Genomic DNA, 19,019 nt, shown 5'->3' with positions numbered 1-19,019 from the left:
ATACGCCCTCAGGCATGCGATCGACAAGAAATCTCGTCAGCCTTTATCGGCTTTGCCCGCTGCCGCGGCAAAGCGTGCCAGGCGCACGTCCAGCCGACGCGGGCGCAAACCGTGGTCTTCGGCGCGCTCCTTGCGGCGGATGGCATTGCGCACCAGCAGCGAACCGAGGTAGCGGATCGGCTCGGGCGGGAACCACCCCAGCGGCCCCTGGACCAGCGGCGAGCGCGTCCACGGGTTGTCCAGCCCCAGGGCCAGCGACGAGAGGATCTGCCCGCCCATGTGGCACGGGCCGACCCCGCTGCCCGAATAGCCGAAGCCGTAGAACACGTTGCCCTGCCCGTGCAACCGGCCAAAGAACGGCAAACCGGTCACCGAACGGTCCGACGGCCCGTTCCAGCTGGCCGCCAGCGGCACCTCGGCCAGGGCCGGGAAGAACCCGCCCAGGCTTTCGCGTAGCAGTGGCCGGTATGGCGAGGGCTGGTCGAACACCGGCAACATGCGCCCGCCATAGGCGAAGGTATTGCCGCCTTTGCCAAGCATCAGCCGGCCATCGGAGGTGTTGTGGTAGTAATGCACGAAGATGCGCGAGTCGAGCACGCTGATACCGCTGTCCAGGCCGATCTGGCGCAGCAGGTCGGGGCACGGCTCGGTAATGACCATGTCGCTGGAAACAATCGCCACGCTGCGCTCGAACTGCGGGAAGGCGCGCGCCATCCAGGCATTCAGGCCGAGCACAACGCGATCGGCGCGCAGCGTGCCATGGGGTGTGCGTACCTGTACCGGGGCACCGTGCTCCAGGCCAGTCATGGGCGTGCCCTCATGAATGCGCACTCCGCGCTGCAAGGCCACCCGGCGCAGGCCGCGCACCAGCTTGCCCGGCTGCACCGTGGCCGCGGCCGGCGAGAACCAGCCCTCCAGGTGCCGCGCCGAGCCCGCCAGGCGCTGCACCTGGCCCAGCGGCAGGCGGCGGAACGAATTGATGCCCTGGCGCTGCAGCGCGTCGATCACCGCGTCGCTGGCCCCCACCTGCGCCGCGTTGGTGGCGGTGTACAGCGTGCCGTCCAGGCGATAGTCGCAGTCGATGCCATTGGCGGCACAAAACGCACCGATCTCACCGATACTGCGCTCCGACTCGCGCACCAGGCGCACCGCCTCGGCCACGCCGAACAGGCGCTCCAGGGTGAAGTACTTGGCCGACCAGGACAACGCGCAGCCACCGTTGCGCCCACTGGCGCCGGCACCGCAGATATCGGCCTCGATCAGCACGATGTCCAGGGCCGGCTGCGCCTCCTTGAGCATCAGCGCAGTCCACAGCCCGGTGTAGCCACCACCGACGATGCACACATCGCAACGGGCATCGCCAGGCAATGGCGGGCACACCGTCTCTTGTGCCGAATCCAGGGCTTGTTGCAGCCAGAAGGGTCTCATTTGCTCACTTTCCTTTCAGGTCCGCAATGGCTTGATTGCCATGCTGGTGTCAGGTACCAGGTCGGCGCTCGGCGCGGCGCTGGCCGGGCGGCTGTTCCAGTGCGGCAGCAGTACCAGTGCCGAGAACAGCGCACAGCCGGCAAACACGATGAACACCGTGACGCCGTCGAAGTAGCCCGGTAGCAGCCCGCCCAGCACAGCCCCTACCGAACCGCAGCCATTGACGAAGCCTGCCGCGGTGGCGCCGGCCTTGGCGGTGCCGAAGTCGATCGCCGCAGCGCCACTGATCATCGAGTCCGGCCCGTACAGGGTCAGGCCCATGATGAACAGCAAGGCCACCACCAGCATCACACTGCCGGTGTGCATGGCCGCCATGAATGCCGCCAGAGTCACGGTCAGCAGTACCAGGCTGATCACGCAGGCCGGCATGCGCCGGGCGCCGAACAGTTTGTCCGAAGCCAGGCCGATCAGGATCGGCCCGAGCAGCCCGGCCAGTTCGAAGGCCGTGGGGATGATCGCTGCGCCCACCTTGCCCACCGAAGGCATCTGCTCGAAGACAATCACCGGCCCCCACAGCAGGATGGCGTAGCGCGCCGGTTTCAACAGGAAATAGGCAAGCCCCAGGGTCAGCACCGTACGGTTGCGCAGGATTTCCTTCAGCGGTGCCCACAAGCTGCACAGGTTGCCGCTCGGGGCCATGCTCTGTGGTTCGGGTTCGACCGCCGGCAGGCCGACGTCTTCAGGCTTGTTGCGCTGCAGGATGAAGAACAGCACCGCCACCAGCGCCACCACTGCGGCGCTGGAGAAGAACGCCGCGTGCCAGGTGCCGACCAGGGTATAGGCCCACCAACCGGCGAACGGCGAGGCCACCAGGCCACCGAAGGCGTAGCAGGAGCTCCACAGGCCCAGCACTCGCCCCCGCTGCACCGCGGGGAAGAAACTGCCGATGTTCTTGCACAACCCGGCCCATCCGGTGGATTGCGCCAGGCCCTGCACCAGCATGCAGGTGGCGAAGATCGGGAAGGTGGCGTAACTGCCCATCACCACGGCAGCGCCTGCCGAAATCAGCAGGCCGCCGAGCACCACCACGCGCGGGCCGAAGCGGTCGGCAAGCATGCCCCAGGTGAACTGGCCCGCGGCATAGGCGGCCAGGTAAAGGGCGTCGAGGTTGGCCATGGCGGCCTTGTCGAGCATGAAATTCGGGTCTTCGGCGATGCCCAGCTTGGCCACCGAGAAGGCCTTGCGGGTGAAGTAAAAGGCGGCGTAGGCCAGCCAGGTGATGGCGAAAATCTGGATGCGCCAGCGTTTCAACGTGGCTAGGGACTGGTTCATTTAAGTCTGACCTCTTGCTCAAGTGTGCCGGCAGAATGTGAAGAAACGCCTGTCTTGTTCTTGTGTTGCGCACAGCGATGACGGGGGCTGTCATCGGGTCAGATGGCGCCGTGTGGGGGCCATGGCCCTGGCGGCACTTGTGGTGCCAGCGTCGGGCTGAGATGCATGGAAACAGTTGCGCTAAGATAAATAAAATCGATTTATCGTATTTCACACATAAGCCCAGTTTGTTACCGAGGTCGTCATGTCGGTTTCCCACGCACAACTCAAGGCCTTCCATGCCGTGGCGGTTCACGGCAGCTTTACCCGCGCCGCCGAAAAGCTGTTTCTTACCCAGCCCGCAGTGTCGGACCAGGTGCGCAAGCTGGAGGAGCGCTTCGGCGTCTTGCTGTTCCACCGCAACAAGCGTTCGGTGCAGCTCACCGACCTCGGTGAGCGCCTGCTGGGCATCAGCCAGCGCCTGTTCGCCTGCGAGGCCGAGGCCCATGAACTGCTGCAGGACTCGCGCGCCCTGCACACCGGCAGCCTGGTGCTGGCAGTGGATGCGCCGGTGCACGTGCTGCCGCAGATCGCCCGCTTCTGCCGGCGCTACCCGGGCATCCAGGTGAAGATCGAGACCGGCAACACCGATGAATCGCTGGCCCGGCTGTTCAGTTACCAGGCCGACCTGGCCCTGCTGGGCCGGGATGTCGACGACGAGCGGCTGCATTGCCTGCCGCTGCGCCGCGACCCGATGGTGGCGTTCGTCGCGCACCAGCACCCGTGGGCCAGCCGTGGCTCGATCAGGCTGGCGGACCTGGACGATATGCCGCTGGTACTGCGCGAACCCGGCTCGGTGACGCGGCAGACGCTGGAGGAAGAGATGCAGCGGGCCGGCCTGCGGATTCGCCCGGCGATCCAGGTGGAAGGCCGCGAAGCCGCCCGTGAAGCAGTGGTGGTGGGGATTGGCGTTGGGGTGGTGTCGGCAGCAGAGTTTGGCGCGGATGCGCGGGTATGCGCGCTGCCGATTGTGGATTGCCAGCGGCACCTGACCGAGACTTTGGTGTGCCTGCGTGAGCAGCGCACGCGACGGGTGGTGGCGACCTTCCTGCAGATGGTTGAGCAAGCGCGGTAAGCTGCACAGGCGCCCCGACTATGCTGGGGTAACTCACTCCTTCGGCACTCACCCCATGCTCTTGCGCCTCGCCGCCGACACCCTGGTGCTGCTGCACCTGGCCTTCATCCTGCTGGTGCTGTTCGGTGGCCTGCTGGTGCTGCGCTGGCGCCCCGCCCTGCTGCTGCACCTGCCGGCCCTGGCCTGGGGCCTGGCGGTGGAATACCTGCACCTGGGCTGCCCGCTGACTGCCTGGGAAAACCACATGCGCAATGCGGCCGGTGACGCCGGTTATCAGGGCGGTTTCGTCGAACATTACCTCTGGCCGCTGATCTATCCCGTTGGCCTTACGCCGTCGGTACAGCTGCTGCTGGGCAGTGTCGCGCTGCTGCTCAACCTCGGCATCTACGCATACGTGGCCTGGCGCTGGCGCCGCCCTAGCGGGTAGCCACCACGAACAGGCGCGGGAACGGCAACAGCACCTTGCCATCGCTGGCCGGTGGGTAGTCGCGCTGCATGGCCTGCAGGTACATCTGCAGGAAGTCGGCCTGCTCCTGTTCATCGAGCTTGGCCAGATACGGCCTCAACGCCGAGCCCTTGAACCACTCCACCACCGCTTCGGCGCCGCCCATCAACGGGTGGTGATAGGTGGTGCGCCACACATCCACACGCGCGCACAACGGGCTGAGCAGGTCATAGTAGAACGCCGCGTTGTGCCGCGGCGGCAGCTGGAAGTCGGCGAATTTGGCTGCCCAAGGGCCTTGGCCGGCGATCTCGCGCAATTGCCGGTGGGCCGGTTCGTCAAGGTTGTCCGGGGTCTGCACCGCCAGGCTGGCGCCTTCGCTCAGCTGGCGCACCAGGTGCGGGTACAGTGAGGCATGGTCCGGGAGCCATTGCAGCGAGGCATTGGCCAGGATAAGGTCCTGGGGCTCGGCGGCGGACCAGCCGGCGATGTCGGCAACCAGCGTGCGCACCCGGGGGATGCACAGCCGCTTGCGTTCGCGGGCCTTGTCGATCATGTCCGGGTCGCTGTCCAGCGCGGTCACCTGGGCGTCCGGGTAACGTTGCAGCAGCACCTCGGTGGAATTGCCGGGGCCGCAGCCCAGGTCGGTAGCGTGGCGCACCGGGCGTGGCGGCACGGCGCCAAGCAGGTCGCGCACGGCGCGGGTACGCTCATCTTCGAACAGGGAATACTGGTTGGCGGACCAGGCCATGGGCAACTCCTTCTGGCGAATAGTGGGGTCAGCATATTGCTATCTGTCGACAAGCGGAACTGGCTGACCTGGTTGCAGGTCATTCCTTGCATGCGCATGAAGACTTACCTGACCCTTGCCATCCTGGCCCTGGTCGCCACCGCTGCCCTGCTCGGCTCGCCGTGGATGAACCAGCGCTTTCACATGCCAGCGGAAAAAAACCATGCCCAACAACGCGAAACGGCCGGGTCCTCAAGGGAGCCGGCCGTTTCGCCCAGCGAGTGACGCTTAGTGCTGCTTGCCGGAACGGATCTGGTGCACCACACCCATCGCCACCACGATTGCCGCAGCGATACCGGTGGAGATGACCAGGATCTGGTAGTCAGGCATGAAAGCCATGGTCACCAGGGCGGCGACGATGAAGGCGATCACCAGGTAGGTCAGCCATGGGAACAGCCACATCTTCAGGCGTACTTCCTTGCCTTCGGCAATCAGCTTGCGGCGCATGCGCAGCTGCGAGAAGGCAATCACCAGATACACCAGCAGGGCGATCATGCCGGTGGTATTCATCAGGGTTTCCAGCACGTCCTTCGGGCGCAGGGTCTCGCTGAAGTTGATCAGCGCACAGAAGATGGCCACGGCGCACGAACCCATGATCGCATACACCGGTACACCGGTACCGGCGCGGGTGATCTTGAAGAACGACGGCGCGTCGCCACGCTGGGCCAGGGAGAACAGCATGCGCGAAGCGGTGTAGTGGCCCGAGATCAGGCAGCTGCTCACCGAGGTCAGCACCACGAAGTTCATCAGCAGCTCGGCGTACGGCACGCCCAGCAGTTCCAGGGTGCGGCGATAGGCGCCATAGCCGGAAACGCCCAGCTGCGGGTCGTTCCACGGTACCAGGCAGACGATCAGGAAGATCGAGCCGACGTAGAACAGGCACACACGCCAGACCACCGAGTTGGTCGCCTTGACGATCTGCGTGGCCGGGTCCTTGGCTTCGGCTGCGGCAATGGTGACGATTTCCGCGCCGAGGAAGGCGAACATCACCCCGAGCAAGGCACCAATCACGGTGGTGATGCCATTGGGCATGAAGCCTTCGGCAGTGAGGTGGCTGATGCCCCGCACTTCACCGAACTGCCAGATGTTCAGCACAGCCGCAGTACACACGATCAGGAAGCAGACGATCGCGATCACCTTGATCAAGGCGAACCAGAACTCGAATTCACCGTAGTGCTTGACGTTGAAGAAGTTGACGGTGATCAGCAACAGGGTCGTGGCCAGCACGAACACGTTGACGCTGACATCGGGGAAGAAACCGTGCAGGATCTTGCCCGCCACATAGGCCTCCCAGGCCATGAGGATGACCCAGTACCACCAGTACAGCCAGCCGATGGTGAAACCGGCCCAACGGCCGATGGCACGGTCGGCGTAGGTGGAGAACGAACCGGTGTCCGGCGAGGAAGTCGCCATTTCACCCAGCATGCGCATGATCAGTACCACCAGGATGCCGCCTGCCAGGTAGGCCAGGACAGCGGCTGGGCCGGCGCTGTGGATCACGCTGCCGGAACCGACGAACAAGGCGCCGCCGATAACCCCGGCGATCGACATCATCGTCAGGTGGCGCGACTTGAGCGAGGCACTGAGTTTGCTCTCGTGCCCGCTTTTCGCGGTGGTGGTTGTGGATGTTGCGTCCATCAGTTGTGTACCCCGTGCTTCTTTTTATCCAAGGAAATCCGTGAAACCCCGATGGCTGGCGGTTTCACCTGTACATCAGTGCTAATGCGCGCAGGATGGTGTGATGAACACACGCAGGCCTTCCATGGCGGCCTGCTGACGCGCCCCAGGGCTGGCGCCTGGGGCGAACTGAACATGCTTTATGTGGCGATATCTGACACCTAATGTAAAAATGTCCGGCGCAGAGAACCATGCACAGTGGCATGAAACTCGCACTGCACTGTACAGGCCGCCAATGCAGTACACCGCGCAAGCGCCTGGCGTTTCACACCCTGAAGGTCCCGAATGCTGCAATTACATCCAGACTCCTCCACGCCGCTGGTCAACCAGATCATCGACGGGCTGCGCGAGTTGATCGACAACCAGACCCTCAAGCCAGGCGCCAAGGTCCCGTCCATTCGCGCCTTTGCCGCGACCTATTCGGTCAGCACCTTCACCGTGGTCGAAGCCTACGACCGCCTGGTCGCCCAAGGCTTGCTGGTGAGCCGGGGCAATGCCGGCTTTTTCGTCAACCGCGCGGCGGGCGACCTGCTGGACCCGCACAACGTCGACGCCGATACAAGTCGACCAACGTTCAACTCCGAGTGGTACCTGCAGCAGATCTTCGAAATCCGTCAGTTGCCGTACAAGCCAGGGTGCGGCTGGCTGCCCAACGACTGGATGTACGAAGACGGCCTGCGCCGCGGCCTGCGCCAGGTGGCTGGCAGCCCGCTGGAGCTGTCGGGCTATGGCGACCCCATGGGCCTGCTGGAATTGCGCGCGCTGACGGCGCAGAACCTGCAGCAGGAACTGTCGATCGTCGCCAACCCGGCGCAACTGATGCTCACCCATGGTGCCAGCCAGGCCCTGGACCTGGCCGCGCGCACACTGGTGCGCCCGGGTGATGTGGTGCTGGTGGACGACCCTGGCTACCCCAACCTGATGAGCATCCTGCGCACCCAGGGCGCGACCCTGGTCGGCGTGCCACGCACACCGGCCGGCTACGACCTGAACCACCTGGAGCAGCTGCTCACCCACCACCGCCCGACGGCCTTCTTCACCCAGCCACACCTGCACAGCCCGACCTGCTCGCGTACCCCGCTGCCGCAACTGCACCGCCTGCTGCAACTGGCCAGCCAGCACGGCTTCCGCCTGGTGGAAAACAACCTGTACGCCGACATGATCGCCGAACCGCAGCCCTGCCTGGCCAGCCTCGATCACCTGCAGCAGGTGGTCTACGTGGGCAGCTACTCGAAGAGCATTTCGCCGAACGTGCGGGTCGGCTACCTGTTGGCCAACCCCGAACTGATGCAGAAACTGCTGCACCTGAAGATGCGCTCGGGCCTGACCACGTCGCAGGTGATGGAACGCGTGGTCTACGCCGCGATCATCGACGGCCGCTGGCGCAAGCACCTCAAGCGCCTGCGCCAGCGCCTGGCCGAGGCGCACCAGGAAGTTGGCCGGCATCTGCACCGGTTGGGTTTCGAGTTGTTCATCGAATCGGATGAGGGCATGTACATCTGGACCCGCCACCCGGCGATTCCAGACAGCGCGGCTCTGCTGGATGATGCGCTGGAGAAAGGCATCATGCTCGGGCCTGGGCAGTTGTTCATGGTCGATGCCAAGGCCACCGGGTGGATGCGCTTCAATGTGGCGTTCAGTACCGAGCCTGCGATGTGGGAGTTGCTGGAGAAGGTGTTGGTGAAGCATGTGCGCCGGAGTGGAAGATAAGAGAGCTCTTGTGCCTCCATTATTGCGGCGCTGCAGCAGGCCTGGCAGGCACTGGACACGATAGTGGCCAATTAGTAGCATCCAGCCCAAATGGACATCACGGACACCTTCAGGTCATGGATCGCACCACCGGCGTCATTCACCGCCCGATACACCATTCCATCCGCCCTTCGATTACCTGGGAAGAAGCCTGGAAAGGGCCCGACGAAGGCTTGATCCGCTGTTGGGAAATTGGCCGTGAGCGGGCCATGAATCAACCAGAACTCGCCCGGCGCTGTATCGATGGCGCGCTGCCGGTGCTGGGCTGGAAAGGCGGGCATGATCGGGTGTTGAAAAAGCCGATGAAATACGGCTCTTTCAAATACCTGGCGCAATGGCAGGGCCTTCGTGGTGAAGACCTGTTAATCGACACGCGAACCGAGCTGACCATCACCTGTCGTCACACCGGCATGCTGACCACCTTCACCCCGGATCAGGAAAAATACGCCAACGCTTTGCTCTTGGTGGAATAGACCCGGACGAAGCGCGAATCACCCAGCGCTCGGTGGGCGCAAGCAAGCCACCTGGACACGTCCCGACCGCAAAGGCGCGCGAAAACTTGGATCCTATCCTCTGAAAAGGTATGCTGGTGATAGCCAAGCGCCACTATTCAGACCAAGTTGCAAGCCTGCTTTCAAGGACGAACCTTTTGCCCAGCCACCCCACCCGCCACACCATCGCCCGCCAGTGGCAACTGCTCAAGCTGCTACCCGGCCGCCACCCGGGGATGAGCTCCACCCAGTTGCAGGCCGCCTTGGAAACCGTGGGCTATAGCACCAGCAAACGCACCGTCGAGCGCGACCTGGTCGAGCTCGCGGCGCTGTTCCCGCTGCGCTGCAACAGCAAAGGCATGCCGTACGGCTGGTACTGGCAACCCGGCCTGAGCCTGGGCGAAGCACAGCAACTGCAACCTGACGTGCTGGCGCCCCCAGACCAGATCGAACTGCATGCCTGGGTCGACGACGCGCTGGCCCAGCGCTTGCAAGCGCAGCCACTGGCCACGGACATGCAACTGACCGCGCACGCGGATGGCGGCGCCACACTGGTGGCCACGGTCGACGACAGCCGCGCCCTGATGGGCTGGCTGTTGTCCCAGGCTGGCTCGATTCGCGTACTGGCGCCGCAGGCTCTGCGCCTGGCCATGCTCGAGCAGTTGCGGCAAAGCCTGGCGCTGCACGACAGCGGTAGTTGAGCGGCAGGCAACGGTCATCAACTCACCGCCAGCGGCTAGAGAGGTTGCGCCTGACGCAGGTTCCGACGCGCCAGGCAGGCATACCCCAGGCCCAGCACACTGAAGGCCAGCACGCCCAGCAGCGCCATCAGTTCGCGGCTGTAGCGCGCCACCCAGGCCGGGAAGCCGATGACTTCGCGGTAGACTTGCACGTCGGCCTCGCCATCGGCATGGCTGATGCTGATCCCGCCCTGGCGGATCTGCGTGTAGTCCGCATCGAAATACACCCACACCTTGCACGCGCCACCTGGCTCCATGGCCGGGATTTCCACCTGCGCGGTCGCGGCCTCGACGATGGTGTCGTTGCCAGCCGTGTCGCGCACCTGCACCAGGCCCTTGGCCGGCAGGCGAACTTTCACCTGGCGCACCGGCGTATCACCGCTGTTGCGCAGCTCGATGAACAAACCGGTACGGTGGTCGACCAACCCGGCCTCGAACGGTTTGGCGAACAGCTGGGTGTAGGGTGCCTGGGCCATTTCGACCAGCCGTTCGACCTGGTCGTGGCTCAGCCCGCCTGCGCTGATGGTGTTGATACGCCCCTGCAATTGTTCGTACTTGAGCTGCTCGCTGGCCTTGCTGATGCGCTCGCTGAACTGGCTGGGATAGGTGAGGTAGGCGTAGGTCAGCGATGCCTCCAGGCGCGGGCTGCCCCTGAGCACCCCATAAGCGGCCAACAGGACCATCAGGCCGATCAGCACGGCCACGAGGAGTTTCCCCACCTTGTCCCAGCTCAATGCGTATTTCCTTCTGTGGTGATAGCGGCGCTGCAAACCGACCAAGGGTGCCAAGTTCGCGCCTCTCAGGCAAGCCTGACCAGGTCGCTTGCGCCTTGCGCTTGACCAGGCCACAGCAGTGGCGGACGATCAACTTCCCCCACAAAAGGACGAATACCATGCTACGGATATTGGGCAGAGCCTCTTCGATCAATGTACGAAAAGTCCTGTGGGCGTGCGCCGAGTTCGAAGTCGCGTACGAGCGCGAAGACTGGGGCAACGGCTTCCAGCCCACGGACAGCGCCGAGTTCCTCGCGCTGAACCCCAACGCCATGGTCCCGGTGATCCAGGATGGCGACTTCACCCTGTGGGAATCCAACAGCATCATCCGCTACCTGGCCACCCGCTACGGTGCTACGGCGTTCTACCCCAGCGAGGCGCAGGCCCGAGCCAGGATCGACCAGTGGATCGACTGGCAGGCCTCGGACCTCAACCGCGCCTGGAGCTACGCGTTCATGTCGCTGGTCAGGCACTCGCCGGCCCATCAGGACCCACAGGCCCTCGCGGCCAGCTGCGCGGACTGGGCGCGCTACATGCGCATCCTCGACCGCCAGCTGGCAAGCACCGATGCCTATGTGGCTGGCAGCCAGTTCACCCTGGCCGATATTCCCATCGGCCTGTCAGTCAACCGCTGGTTCGAAACGCCACTGGAGCACCCGCACCTGCCGGCCGTGCGCGATTACTACGAGCGCCTGAGCGAGCGCCCGGCCTATCACCTGCATGGCCGTAACGGTACGCCGTGACAATCTCCGACTGATGCCCGCGAAGGGCCGCAGAGCGGCCCGACGCCTTACGCGGCTGCCCGCCCCGCCAGCGCCTGCACCCGCCCACGCCCACGCCCACGCCAGGCAAGCATCAGCACCATCAGCAAGCCAAGCGCTGCCGTCGCGGCCCCCGCCAGGGCGATCGCCGGGTAGCCCAGCCCGGCATTGATAACCGCCCCGCCCAGCGCCGCACCAATCGCATTGCCCAGGTTGAAGGCTCCGATGTTCACCGCCGAGGCCAGGTTGGGCGCATCCTTGGCCGCCTCCATCACGCGCATCTGCAGCGGTGGTACCAGGGCAAAGCTGGCGGCGCCCCAGACCAGGATCGCCAATGCGGTCGGCAGCGACCAGCCCAGCACCAGCGGAAACACCAGCAGTACCGCAATCAGGATGGCCAACGACACGATCAGCGTGCGATCGACAGAGCGGTCCGCCGCCTTGCCACCCCATACGTTGCCCAGGGTAAGGCCAACACCGAACAGTACCAGCATGGCCGTGACGAAGGTGGTGGACGCGGCCGCCTCGTTCTGCAGGATCGGCGCGATGTAGGTGAACACGGTGAACATCGCACTGGAGCCCACCACGGTCAGCAGCAACGCCGCCAGCACCGGCCAGCGCCCGAGCACGCGCAGCTCGGCCATGGCCCCGTCACCCTTGGGCGACGGCACATTGGGCAGCGCATACCAGAGGCTGCTCATGGCAACCAGGCCGAGCCCGGCGATGCCCCAGAATGCCGTACGCCAGCCGAGCAGTTCACCGAACCAGGTGGCCAGCGGCACGCCGCCGATGGCGGCCAGGGTCAGGCCCATGAACATCGCCGCCACCGCACCGGCACGCTTGTCGGGTGGCACCACGCTGGCCGCGACGATCGAGCCGATGCCAAAGAAGGCGCCGTGGTTGAGCGAGGTAACCACGCGGGCCACCAGCAGGCTGGCGTAGTCGTCGGCCAGGGCTGACAGCAGGTTGCCGAGGGTGAAGATAGCCATCAGCCCGATCAACAGGTAACGCCGCGGGACTTTCATCGTGGCCAGGGTCATCAGCGGTGCGCCGATCAGCACACCCATGGCATAGGCACTGACCAGCAACCCCGCAGCCGGGATCGAGACGCCAAGGTCGGTGGCGATACTGGGCAACATGCCCATGGGGGCGAACTCGGTGACACCAATGCCAAAGGCACCGATGGCGAGTGCGACCAGCGGGGGATTGATACGCATGGCAAACTCCTTATCTGTGCCGCAAATGCTACGATCCACCAGCTGGCTGCACTAGACTGCATTTTTGCGAACCACCTTTGCTGACGAGGCACAAATGGACTTCAGCGGACGATCCGGAGAAATGGAGATATTCGCCAAGGTGGCGCAAGCGGGCAGCCTGTCCGCCGCAGCGCGGGCGCTGGGCCTGACGCCTTCGGCGGTGAGCCGCATCCTGGCCCGTACCGAACAGCGCCTGGGCACCCGCCTGCTGCTGCGCACCACCCGGGCGATCACCCTTACCCCGGAAGGCGAGGCGTACCTGCGCGGCGCACGGCGGGTGCTGGCTGACCTGGACGAAGTGGAGCAAGCCATTACCGACCAGGGCGTGCCACGCGGGCGCTTGCGGGTCAGTGCAGCGCTGGGCCATGGCCGGCTGACCGTGGTGCCGCTGCTGGCGGCGTTCAGCGCGCGCTACCCGCAGGTGCTGGTCGACCTTACCCTCAGCGACGAAATAGCCGACATCACCGGCGGCCAAGCCGACGTGGCGCTGCGCTTCGGCCCGCTGCCGGACAGCTCGTTGAGCGCCCGTGCCATCGGCGAAACCGGCCAGGTCATCGTGGCCTCCCCCGACTACCTGCAACGCTGTGGCACACCCCTGGTGCCGGAGGACCTGGCCCGGCACAACTGCCTGCGCTTCAACTTCCGCCGTGCCGCGCCGGACTGGCCGTTCCGGCGTGACGGCCAGGTCTTTGCGCTGAAGGTCAGCGGCAACCTCGAATGCAGCAGTGGCGAAGCCCTGGCGCAACTGGCCACGCTCGGCGCCGGGATTGCCCGCATCGGTACCTTCACCGTCGCCGACGACCTCGCCAGCGGGCGCCTGGTACCGTTGCTGGAGGCCTACAACCCGGGTGACCGCGAGCCGATCCATGCCGTATTCGTCGGTGGCCCGGCAATGCCGGCGCGGGTGCGGGTGTTCGTCGACTTTCTGGTCGAACAGCTTCACCACGCTGGGCCTACCGAGAGTGCCAGGCTTGGCTAGCACAGCCTCGCGCGCACCCTGTAAAAGGATCCTTGGCGGGTGAATCCGCGCCCACAGGGTACACTTGCCTTCAGCACAGGCTCAGGAGTTGCTTCATGCCCTACCCCATCGAACAGAAGCTGGTCATCGGCGTGGCTTCGAGCGCGCTGTTCGACCTCAGCGTCTCGGATGACATCTACCAGGCCCAGGGCGTCGAGGCTTACCGCCAGCACCAGCAGCAGAACCTGGACGAACCGTTGCCCAAGGGCGTGGCATTCCCGTTCATCCGGCGCTTCCTCAGCATCAACCAGGCGTTCCCCGAGCAGTTGCCGGTGGAAGTGGTGCTGCTGTCGCGCAACTCGCCGGAAACCGGCCTGCGGGTGTTTCGCTCGATCGACCACTACCAGCTGGACATCACCCGCGCGGCGTTCATGTCTGGCCGTTCACCTTACGAGTACATTCCGGCGTTCAATGCCTCACTGTTTCTCAGCGCCAACGAGGAAGACGTGCAGAAGGCGATCGACGCCAACTACCCCGCCGGGCGGGTGCTGCCGACGCGTATCTACGATGACGAGATCGACACCGAGTTGCGGGTGGCCTTCGACTTCGACGGGGTAATCGCCGACGACGAAGCGGAGAGCGTGTACAAGCGTGACAACAGCCTGGACGACTTCCAGAAGCATGAGCGCATGCACATGGCCACCCCGCACGCGCCGGGGCCGCTGGCCGACCTGTACCGCAAGCTTTCGCTGATACGCATGCTGGAAGACCGCAAACTGGCCGAAGACCCGACGTACAAACGGATCTTGCGCATCGCGATCGTCACGGCACGCAACGCGCCTTCGCATGAGCGGGTGGTGACTACCTTGAAGAACTGGGGCGTATCGCCGGATGAGTGTTTCTTCCTCGGCGGGATGGAGAAGCCCAGGGTGTTGTCGATCCTCAAGCCGCATGTGTTCTTCGATGACCAGCGTAGCCACCTGCAGTCTTCGGCAGGCAATCTGCCGATGGTGCATGTGCCGTTCGGTGTGGCGAACAAGGTACTTTCAGCGCCGGTCTCGCCGCCGGAAGGTGTTGCATGAAGCTCATCCCCGGGCTGGCGGGCCAGGCCAATGTACTGCTATGCGGCGCCAGCCAGGGCATCGGCCTGGCGCTGTGCACGGCCTTGCTGGCGCGCGACGATGTGCGCCAGGTCTGGGCCGTGTCGCGTCAGGCCAGCAGCAATGATGCGCTGCTGGCCCTGGCCAGGCAGCACGCTGGGCGAGTGGCGCTGGTGGATTGCGATGCCCGCGACGAGCAGGCACTTGCGGCCCTGGCACGCCAGGTGGGCCACGGCTCCGAGCACCTGCACCTGGTGGTCAGTACGCTGGGCATTCTCCATCAGGAAGCCAGCAAGGCAGAAAAGTCACTGGCGCAACTGGACCTGGCCGGCCTGCAGGCCAGCTTCACCACCAATGCGTTCGCGCCGCTGCTGTTGCTCAAGCACCTGCTGCCGCTGCTGCGCCGGCAGCCCGCCACGTTCGCCGCACTGTCGGCCCGGGTCGGCTCGATCAGCGACAACCGGCTGGGTGGCTGGTACAGCTACCGCGCCAGCAAGGCGGCATTGAACCAGTTGCTGCACACGGCCAGCATCGAGCTGAAACGCCTGAACCCGGCCGCTACCGTACTGGCCGTGCATCCGGGCACCACCGATACCCGGCTGTCGCGGCCGTTTCAAGGCAACGTGCCGGCGGGCAAACTGTTTACCCCGGCGTTTGCCGCACAGTGCCTGATCGAGCTGGTGGGGCGGCTTGGGCCGGCCGAGAGTGGCAGCTTCTGGGGCTGGGATGGCCAGCGCATCGAGTGGTGAGCGAAGGCTGCCGCTGGCGCAACCGCAAGCGCCAGTGAACCTTTGCGGCAAGCGGGGCTCAGTTGTGCAAAGCGCGCTTGCCGCTCCGACAAAGGATTGCCATGGGACATGCCCCCTCCACCGCCCTGCCGCGGGTTCGCGTCGAGCGTGAGCTGAGCCTGCGCGCGGTGCTCACCGGCATCGCGCTGGGCATCCTGCTGACGCCCTCGAATGTGTACGCGGGCCTCCGGATCGGCTGGTCATTCAACATGTCGATCATTGCCTTGCTGGTCGGCTTCGCCGTGTGGCAGAGCCTGCCAGGGCGCAGCAAGGGCCGGCCGGTGTGGACGCTGCACGAAAGCAACATCAACCAGACCGTCGCCTCGGCCGCCGCGTCCATCGTTTCCGGCGGGCTGGTGGCGCCGATCCCTGCCTATACCCTGCTCACCGGCCACCAGCTGGACCCGTTGCCGATGATGGCCTGGGTGTTCTCGGTAAGTTTCCTCGGCATCTGGATTGCCTGGTATCTGCGCCCCACCCTGCTCGATGACCATGGCCTGAAATTCCCGGAGGGCATGGCGACCCTGGAGACTTTGCAGCAGATCTACCAGCAAGGCCACGAAGCCATGATGCGGATCAAGGTGCTGTGCAGCGCCGCGTTGCTGTCGGGGTTGGTGAAGTGGATCGACGGCTTCGTCTGGGCGATACCGCGCTGGGCCCCCACGCCGGTGCTCGAGCGCCTGACCTTCACCCTCGACCCTTCGCTGATGCTGGTCGGTTTCGGCGGCATCATCGGCATTCGCGTGGGCCTGACGTTGCTGCTCGGTGCCGCACTGGCCTGGGGCGGGCTGGCTCCGTGGCTGATCGAACATGCGCTGGTGGTGCTGGCGCCGAACGCCAGCGGCCCTCAGTTCGCGGCGCTGGTGGAATGGCTGCTGTGGCCCGGGGTCAGCCTGATGGTATGCGCAACCCTGACCTCACTGTCGGTTCGCCTGTTGCAGATGCCCCGGCAAAGGCCCACCGAACTGCGGCAACACAAGGGCGAGCGCGCGCGGATGCGGTTTTCCCTGACGCCGGCTGCCGGGCTGCTGTTGTCCATGGTCCTGGTGGTAGCGCTACAGGCGTTGCTGTTCGGCATCGACTGGTGGATGGCGCTATTGAGCATTCCCCTGGCGGTGTGCCTTGCCGTGGTCGCTGCGCGTGTGGTTGGCGCCACCGGTATTGCGCCGATCGGCGCCATCGGCAAACTGTCGCAGCTTAGCTTCGGCCTGGTCGCCCCGGGCCAGGTGGCGATCAACCTGATGAGCGCCAACACGGCTGGTGGCGCGGCCGGGCAATCCACCGACCTGATGAACGACTTCAAGGTTGGCCAGGCGATCGGCGCAACGCCGCATCGGCAACTGATTGCGCAGTGCATCGGCATCTTCATCGGCAGCGTGGTGGCCGTGCTGGTGTACCGGATGCTGATTCCCGACCCGCAGGCCCAACTGCTCACCGCGCAATGGCCTGCACCCGCCGTGGCAACCTGGAAGGCCGTGGCCCAGACCTTGACGCAGGGGCTGGGGGCGCTGTCGCCGGCGCTGCGTTGGGCGATCGTCGCGGGTAGCGCGGCAGGCATGCTGCTGGGTGCCCTCGACAGCCTGCTGCCGCACCGGGCGGCGCGCTGGCTGCCGAGCACCGCCGCGCTGGGGCTGGCATTCATATTACCGGCGTCGATCAGCATGATGATGGGGCTTGGCGCGCTGCTCACCTGGCTGGTCGGTTGCCGGTGGCCGAGCGTTACCGAGCGGTTCGCGATCACCGCCGCAGCGGGGCTGATTGCCGGGGAAAGCATTACCGGGGTGGGCGCGTCGTTCTGGGAAATGGTGCGGGCGCTGTAACCGTTGGTGCCGTTCCGACGTTGCGTTGGAACTTTGCCTGCCGTTTTGTGGCCTCCTCTGCAGGAGGTACTGAACATGACCAGCAAGGAACGTCACTCGACCGTCATGTGCCTGCAAGCTGGCAAGGTTCTGCTGGTGCGCAAGGCGACCGGCGAATGGTCATTGCCCGGTGGCAAGATCGATCCCGGGGAAACCCAGCTCGATGCAGCCCGGCGGGAATTGCGCGAAGAGACGAGCCTGGAAATGCTCGATGCGCAGTTCCTCGGCCACCATGTATTCGATGCCGAAGAACACTGGCTTTATCGAATGGCCGTGTCGCCCGGGATGACGCCCCATCCCTCGCACGAGATCGTGGAATGCCGCTGGTTCAGCGGCGATGAGCTCAACCAGGCGCCAGTGAAACCGAAGGACCTCGAATTGCTCAGGCGCGAGGGCTGCATCGGTAGCAGAGCGTGAGGGCACTGCGGCCCAGGGTTTCGGCGAAAGTACCGTTTAGCACGCTTGCTGAAACGTTTTTGTAGGTCTATAAAATGGGCACAATTCCAAGAAAGGCTGCTGCCCATGTTTCCCCTCAAACGCTTCGTTGCGCTTAGCGCCCTGTGCGCGACCTCCCACGCCATGGCCTGGGATTATGTCCTGCTCGACACCGACAAGGCTGCCCAGAACTGGCAGATCACCAGCCAGCAACTGGGCGTGAAAACCGACAAGCCCTTCAGCGTTACCTTGCGCACCTTGCACGGGGGACGGCAGGAAGGTGTCAGCATCGTCGACATCGATAACGGCACGATGAAACTGTCGGTCGTGCCGACGCGCGGGATGAATATTTTGCAGGCCTCGGTCGGTACTGTGCGCCTGGGCTGGGATTCACCGGTCAAGGAAGTGGTCAATCCATCCTTCATCGAACTCAACGGGCGCAATGGCCTGGGTTGGCTGGAAGGCTTCAACGAGCTGGTCACCCGCTGCGGTTACGAATGGGTCGGCCACCCTGGCATCGACAATGGCGAACTGCTGACCCTGCACGGCCGGGCCGCCAACATTCCCGCCAACAAAGTCACCCTGCACATCGATGAACAACCACCGTACGCCATCAGCTTGCGTGGCGAACTGAAAGAACAGGCATTCAAGAAGGTCGACTTCACCGTCGCCACCGAAGTGGTCACCGAACCCGGCAGCGTGACGTTCACCGTCAACGACACGCTGACCAACAATGGCGACTATGCGAAGGAATACCAGGCGCTGTACCACAGTAACTTCAGCACGCCGTTCCTGGAGCAAGGCGCGCGTTTCGCCGCGCCAGTGAAACAGGTGTCGCCGTTCAACGACAAGGCCAAGGGCGACCTGCACGACTGGCAGACCTATCGTGCACCAACCCGGGACTATGACGAAACGGTCTACAACGTGGTGCCGTATGCCGATGCCAAGGGCGATACCTTGACCGTGCTGCACAACAAGGCTGGCAACCTGGGCGTTGCGGTCGGTTTCAATACCGCCACACTGCCGGTGTTCTCGCTGTGGAAGAATACCGACACCCAAGGCCAGGGCTACGTCACCGGGCTGGAGCCGGGGACCAGTTTTTCCTACAACCGCCGTTACCAGCGGCCACTGAACCTGGTGCCGACCATTGGCCCGAAGGAACACAAACAGTTCCACATCCGCTACAGCTTGTTGGCGGACAAGCCAGCGGTGGACAAGGCCTTGAAGCAGGTGAACGAGATCCAGGGTGGGCGCGAGACCGAGGTGCGGCAGACGCCATTGGTTGACCTGAGCAAGGGCTGATGCCGGCCGGGGCCGGCCCAGTGC

At 64.7% G+C, this 19,019-nt stretch carries 19 protein-coding genes; 13 read left to right on the top strand and 6 right to left on the bottom strand.

Annotated features, from left to right (window positions below; translation table 11 throughout):
* Nucleotides 1-36: 36 nt before the first annotated feature.
* Together HU760_RS10735 and HU760_RS10730 are read right to left on the bottom strand one after the other, a co-directional pair.
* Nucleotides 37-1,428, bottom strand: a complete 1,392-nt coding sequence (locus HU760_RS10735; RefSeq protein WP_186677226.1) for an FAD-dependent oxidoreductase — start codon at nucleotides 1,426-1,428, stop codon at nucleotides 37-39.
* Between the two features lie 15 nt (nucleotides 1,429-1,443).
* Nucleotides 1,444-2,760, bottom strand: a complete 1,317-nt coding sequence (locus HU760_RS10730) for an MFS transporter (protein WP_186677227.1) — start codon at nucleotides 2,758-2,760, stop codon at nucleotides 1,444-1,446.
* A 244-nt stretch (nucleotides 2,761-3,004) separates the two neighbouring features.
* Between HU760_RS10730 and HU760_RS10725 the strand changes: the two genes are divergently transcribed.
* Together HU760_RS10725 and HU760_RS10720 are read left to right on the top strand one after the other, a co-directional pair.
* Complete coding sequence (locus HU760_RS10725; protein ID WP_186677244.1) at nucleotides 3,005-3,874, top strand: LysR substrate-binding domain-containing protein; 870 nt, start codon at nucleotides 3,005-3,007, stop codon at nucleotides 3,872-3,874.
* 55 nt (nucleotides 3,875-3,929) lie between these two features.
* A complete protein-coding gene (locus HU760_RS10720; RefSeq protein ID WP_186677246.1) occupies nucleotides 3,930-4,301 on the top strand; it encodes a DUF2784 domain-containing protein in 372 nt (123 codons plus the stop codon).
* On the opposite strand, the gene tam is transcribed toward HU760_RS10720, so the two are convergent.
* Complete coding sequence (gene tam, locus HU760_RS10715; protein ID WP_186677248.1) at nucleotides 4,291-5,067, bottom strand: trans-aconitate 2-methyltransferase; 777 nt, start codon at nucleotides 5,065-5,067, stop codon at nucleotides 4,291-4,293. The two genes, HU760_RS10720 and tam, sit on opposite strands and share 11 nt — an antisense overlap.
* Before the next feature lie 90 nt (nucleotides 5,068-5,157).
* Here tam and HU760_RS10710 point away from each other — a divergent pair, with 90 nt between their 5' ends.
* Nucleotides 5,158-5,331, top strand: coding sequence for a hypothetical protein (locus HU760_RS10710; protein WP_186677480.1), 174 nt, complete (start codon nucleotides 5,158-5,160; stop codon nucleotides 5,329-5,331).
* 3 nt (nucleotides 5,332-5,334) lie between these two features.
* Here the strand turns inward: HU760_RS10710 and HU760_RS10705 are convergent, their stop codons facing one another.
* The gene (locus tag HU760_RS10705; protein WP_186677250.1) at nucleotides 5,335-6,744 is read right to left on the bottom strand and encodes an amino acid permease; all 1,410 of its coding nucleotides are present in this window, start codon (nucleotides 6,742-6,744) and stop codon (nucleotides 5,335-5,337) included.
* A gap of 324 nt (nucleotides 6,745-7,068) precedes the next feature.
* Here HU760_RS10705 and HU760_RS10700 point away from each other — a divergent pair, with 324 nt between their 5' ends.
* From HU760_RS10700 to HU760_RS10690, 3 genes are all read left to right on the top strand, one after another.
* Nucleotides 7,069-8,493 carry an aminotransferase-like domain-containing protein gene (locus HU760_RS10700; protein ID WP_186677252.1) on the top strand — a complete coding sequence of 475 codons (1,425 nt, stop codon included), beginning with the start codon at nucleotides 7,069-7,071 and terminating at the stop codon, nucleotides 8,491-8,493.
* Between the two features lie 116 nt (nucleotides 8,494-8,609).
* Nucleotides 8,610-9,005 (top strand): hypothetical protein, encoded by a 396-nt coding sequence (locus HU760_RS10695; RefSeq protein ID WP_189665531.1) that lies wholly within the window; start codon nucleotides 8,610-8,612, stop codon nucleotides 9,003-9,005.
* Nucleotides 9,006-9,181: 176 nt separating this feature from the next.
* Nucleotides 9,182-9,724: a WYL domain-containing protein gene (locus HU760_RS10690; RefSeq protein WP_186677254.1), complete on the top strand. Its 543-nt coding sequence runs from the start codon at nucleotides 9,182-9,184 to the stop codon at nucleotides 9,722-9,724.
* Between the two features lie 35 nt (nucleotides 9,725-9,759).
* Here the strand turns inward: HU760_RS10690 and HU760_RS10685 are convergent, their stop codons facing one another.
* Complete coding sequence (locus HU760_RS10685) at nucleotides 9,760-10,497, bottom strand: hypothetical protein (protein ID WP_186677256.1); 738 nt, start codon at nucleotides 10,495-10,497, stop codon at nucleotides 9,760-9,762.
* A gap of 158 nt (nucleotides 10,498-10,655) precedes the next feature.
* On the opposite strand from HU760_RS10685, the gene HU760_RS10680 reads away from it, so the two are divergent.
* Entirely contained in the window at nucleotides 10,656-11,279 is a 624-nt protein-coding gene (locus HU760_RS10680; protein ID WP_186677259.1) for a glutathione S-transferase family protein, read from the top strand.
* 47 nt (nucleotides 11,280-11,326) lie between these two features.
* On the opposite strand, the gene HU760_RS10675 is transcribed toward HU760_RS10680, so the two are convergent.
* Nucleotides 11,327-12,514 carry an MFS transporter gene (locus HU760_RS10675; RefSeq protein WP_186677261.1) on the bottom strand — a complete coding sequence of 396 codons (1,188 nt, stop codon included), beginning with the start codon at nucleotides 12,512-12,514 and terminating at the stop codon, nucleotides 11,327-11,329.
* A gap of 94 nt (nucleotides 12,515-12,608) precedes the next feature.
* On the opposite strand from HU760_RS10675, the gene HU760_RS10670 reads away from it, so the two are divergent.
* From HU760_RS10670 to HU760_RS10645, 6 genes are all read left to right on the top strand, one after another.
* Nucleotides 12,609-13,532: a LysR family transcriptional regulator gene (locus tag HU760_RS10670; RefSeq protein WP_186677265.1), complete on the top strand. Its 924-nt coding sequence runs from the start codon at nucleotides 12,609-12,611 to the stop codon at nucleotides 13,530-13,532.
* 95 nt (nucleotides 13,533-13,627) lie between these two features.
* A complete protein-coding gene (locus HU760_RS10665; protein ID WP_186677266.1) occupies nucleotides 13,628-14,593 on the top strand; it encodes a 5'-nucleotidase in 966 nt (321 codons plus the stop codon).
* Nucleotides 14,590-15,360, top strand: coding sequence for an SDR family NAD(P)-dependent oxidoreductase (locus HU760_RS10660; RefSeq protein ID WP_186677276.1), 771 nt, complete (start codon nucleotides 14,590-14,592; stop codon nucleotides 15,358-15,360). The genes HU760_RS10665 and HU760_RS10660 overlap by 4 nt, the downstream gene beginning before the upstream one ends.
* A 101-nt stretch (nucleotides 15,361-15,461) precedes the next feature.
* A complete protein-coding gene (locus HU760_RS10655; RefSeq protein ID WP_186677278.1) occupies nucleotides 15,462-17,219 on the top strand; it encodes an OPT family oligopeptide transporter in 1,758 nt (585 codons plus the stop codon).
* 75 nt (nucleotides 17,220-17,294) lie between these two features.
* The gene (locus HU760_RS10650) at nucleotides 17,295-17,675 is read left to right on the top strand and encodes an NUDIX domain-containing protein (RefSeq protein ID WP_186677281.1); all 381 of its coding nucleotides are present in this window, start codon (nucleotides 17,295-17,297) and stop codon (nucleotides 17,673-17,675) included.
* 105 nt (nucleotides 17,676-17,780) lie between these two features.
* Complete coding sequence (locus HU760_RS10645) at nucleotides 17,781-18,995, top strand: aldose 1-epimerase family protein (protein ID WP_186677284.1); 1,215 nt, start codon at nucleotides 17,781-17,783, stop codon at nucleotides 18,993-18,995.
* Nucleotides 18,996-19,019: the final 24 nt, after the last annotated feature.

The organism is Pseudomonas oryzicola, from assembly GCF_014269185.2.
GTDB lineage: Bacteria > Pseudomonadota > Gammaproteobacteria > Pseudomonadales > Pseudomonadaceae > Aquipseudomonas > Aquipseudomonas oryzicola.
Note: the sequence above shows the minus strand (reverse complement) of the source record. Positions and strands in the feature narration are given on the sequence as shown.

Bases quoted from the DNA above. Each gene is read 5' to 3' on its own strand.
- HU760_RS10695 (WP_189665531.1), top strand. From the start codon at position 8,610: ATGGATCGCACCACCGGCGTCATTCACCGCCCGATACACCATTCCATC.
- HU760_RS10675 (WP_186677261.1), bottom strand. From the start codon at position 12,514: ATGCGTATCAATCCCCCGCTGGTCGCACTCGCCATCGGTGCCTTTGGC.
- HU760_RS10710 (WP_186677480.1), top strand. From the start codon at position 5,158: ATGCGCATGAAGACTTACCTGACCCTTGCCATCCTGGCCCTGGTCGCC.
- tam (WP_186677248.1), bottom strand. From the start codon at position 5,067: ATGGCCTGGTCCGCCAACCAGTATTCCCTGTTCGAAGATGAGCGTACC.
- HU760_RS10655 (WP_186677278.1), top strand. From the start codon at position 15,462: ATGGGACATGCCCCCTCCACCGCCCTGCCGCGGGTTCGCGTCGAGCGT.
- HU760_RS10670 (WP_186677265.1), top strand. From the start codon at position 12,609: ATGGACTTCAGCGGACGATCCGGAGAAATGGAGATATTCGCCAAGGTG.
- HU760_RS10705 (WP_186677250.1), bottom strand. From the start codon at position 6,744: ATGGACGCAACATCCACAACCACCACCGCGAAAAGCGGGCACGAGAGC.
- HU760_RS10735 (WP_186677226.1), bottom strand. From the start codon at position 1,428: ATGAGACCCTTCTGGCTGCAACAAGCCCTGGATTCGGCACAAGAGACG.
- HU760_RS10665 (WP_186677266.1), top strand. From the start codon at position 13,628: ATGCCCTACCCCATCGAACAGAAGCTGGTCATCGGCGTGGCTTCGAGC.
- HU760_RS10680 (WP_186677259.1), top strand. From the start codon at position 10,656: ATGCTACGGATATTGGGCAGAGCCTCTTCGATCAATGTACGAAAAGTC.
- HU760_RS10730 (WP_186677227.1), bottom strand. From the start codon at position 2,760: ATGAACCAGTCCCTAGCCACGTTGAAACGCTGGCGCATCCAGATTTTC.
- HU760_RS10720 (WP_186677246.1), top strand. From the start codon at position 3,930: ATGCTCTTGCGCCTCGCCGCCGACACCCTGGTGCTGCTGCACCTGGCC.
- HU760_RS10700 (WP_186677252.1), top strand. From the start codon at position 7,069: ATGCTGCAATTACATCCAGACTCCTCCACGCCGCTGGTCAACCAGATC.
- HU760_RS10645 (WP_186677284.1), top strand. From the start codon at position 17,781: ATGTTTCCCCTCAAACGCTTCGTTGCGCTTAGCGCCCTGTGCGCGACC.
- HU760_RS10660 (WP_186677276.1), top strand. From the start codon at position 14,590: ATGAAGCTCATCCCCGGGCTGGCGGGCCAGGCCAATGTACTGCTATGC.
- HU760_RS10650 (WP_186677281.1), top strand. From the start codon at position 17,295: ATGACCAGCAAGGAACGTCACTCGACCGTCATGTGCCTGCAAGCTGGC.
- HU760_RS10725 (WP_186677244.1), top strand. From the start codon at position 3,005: ATGTCGGTTTCCCACGCACAACTCAAGGCCTTCCATGCCGTGGCGGTT.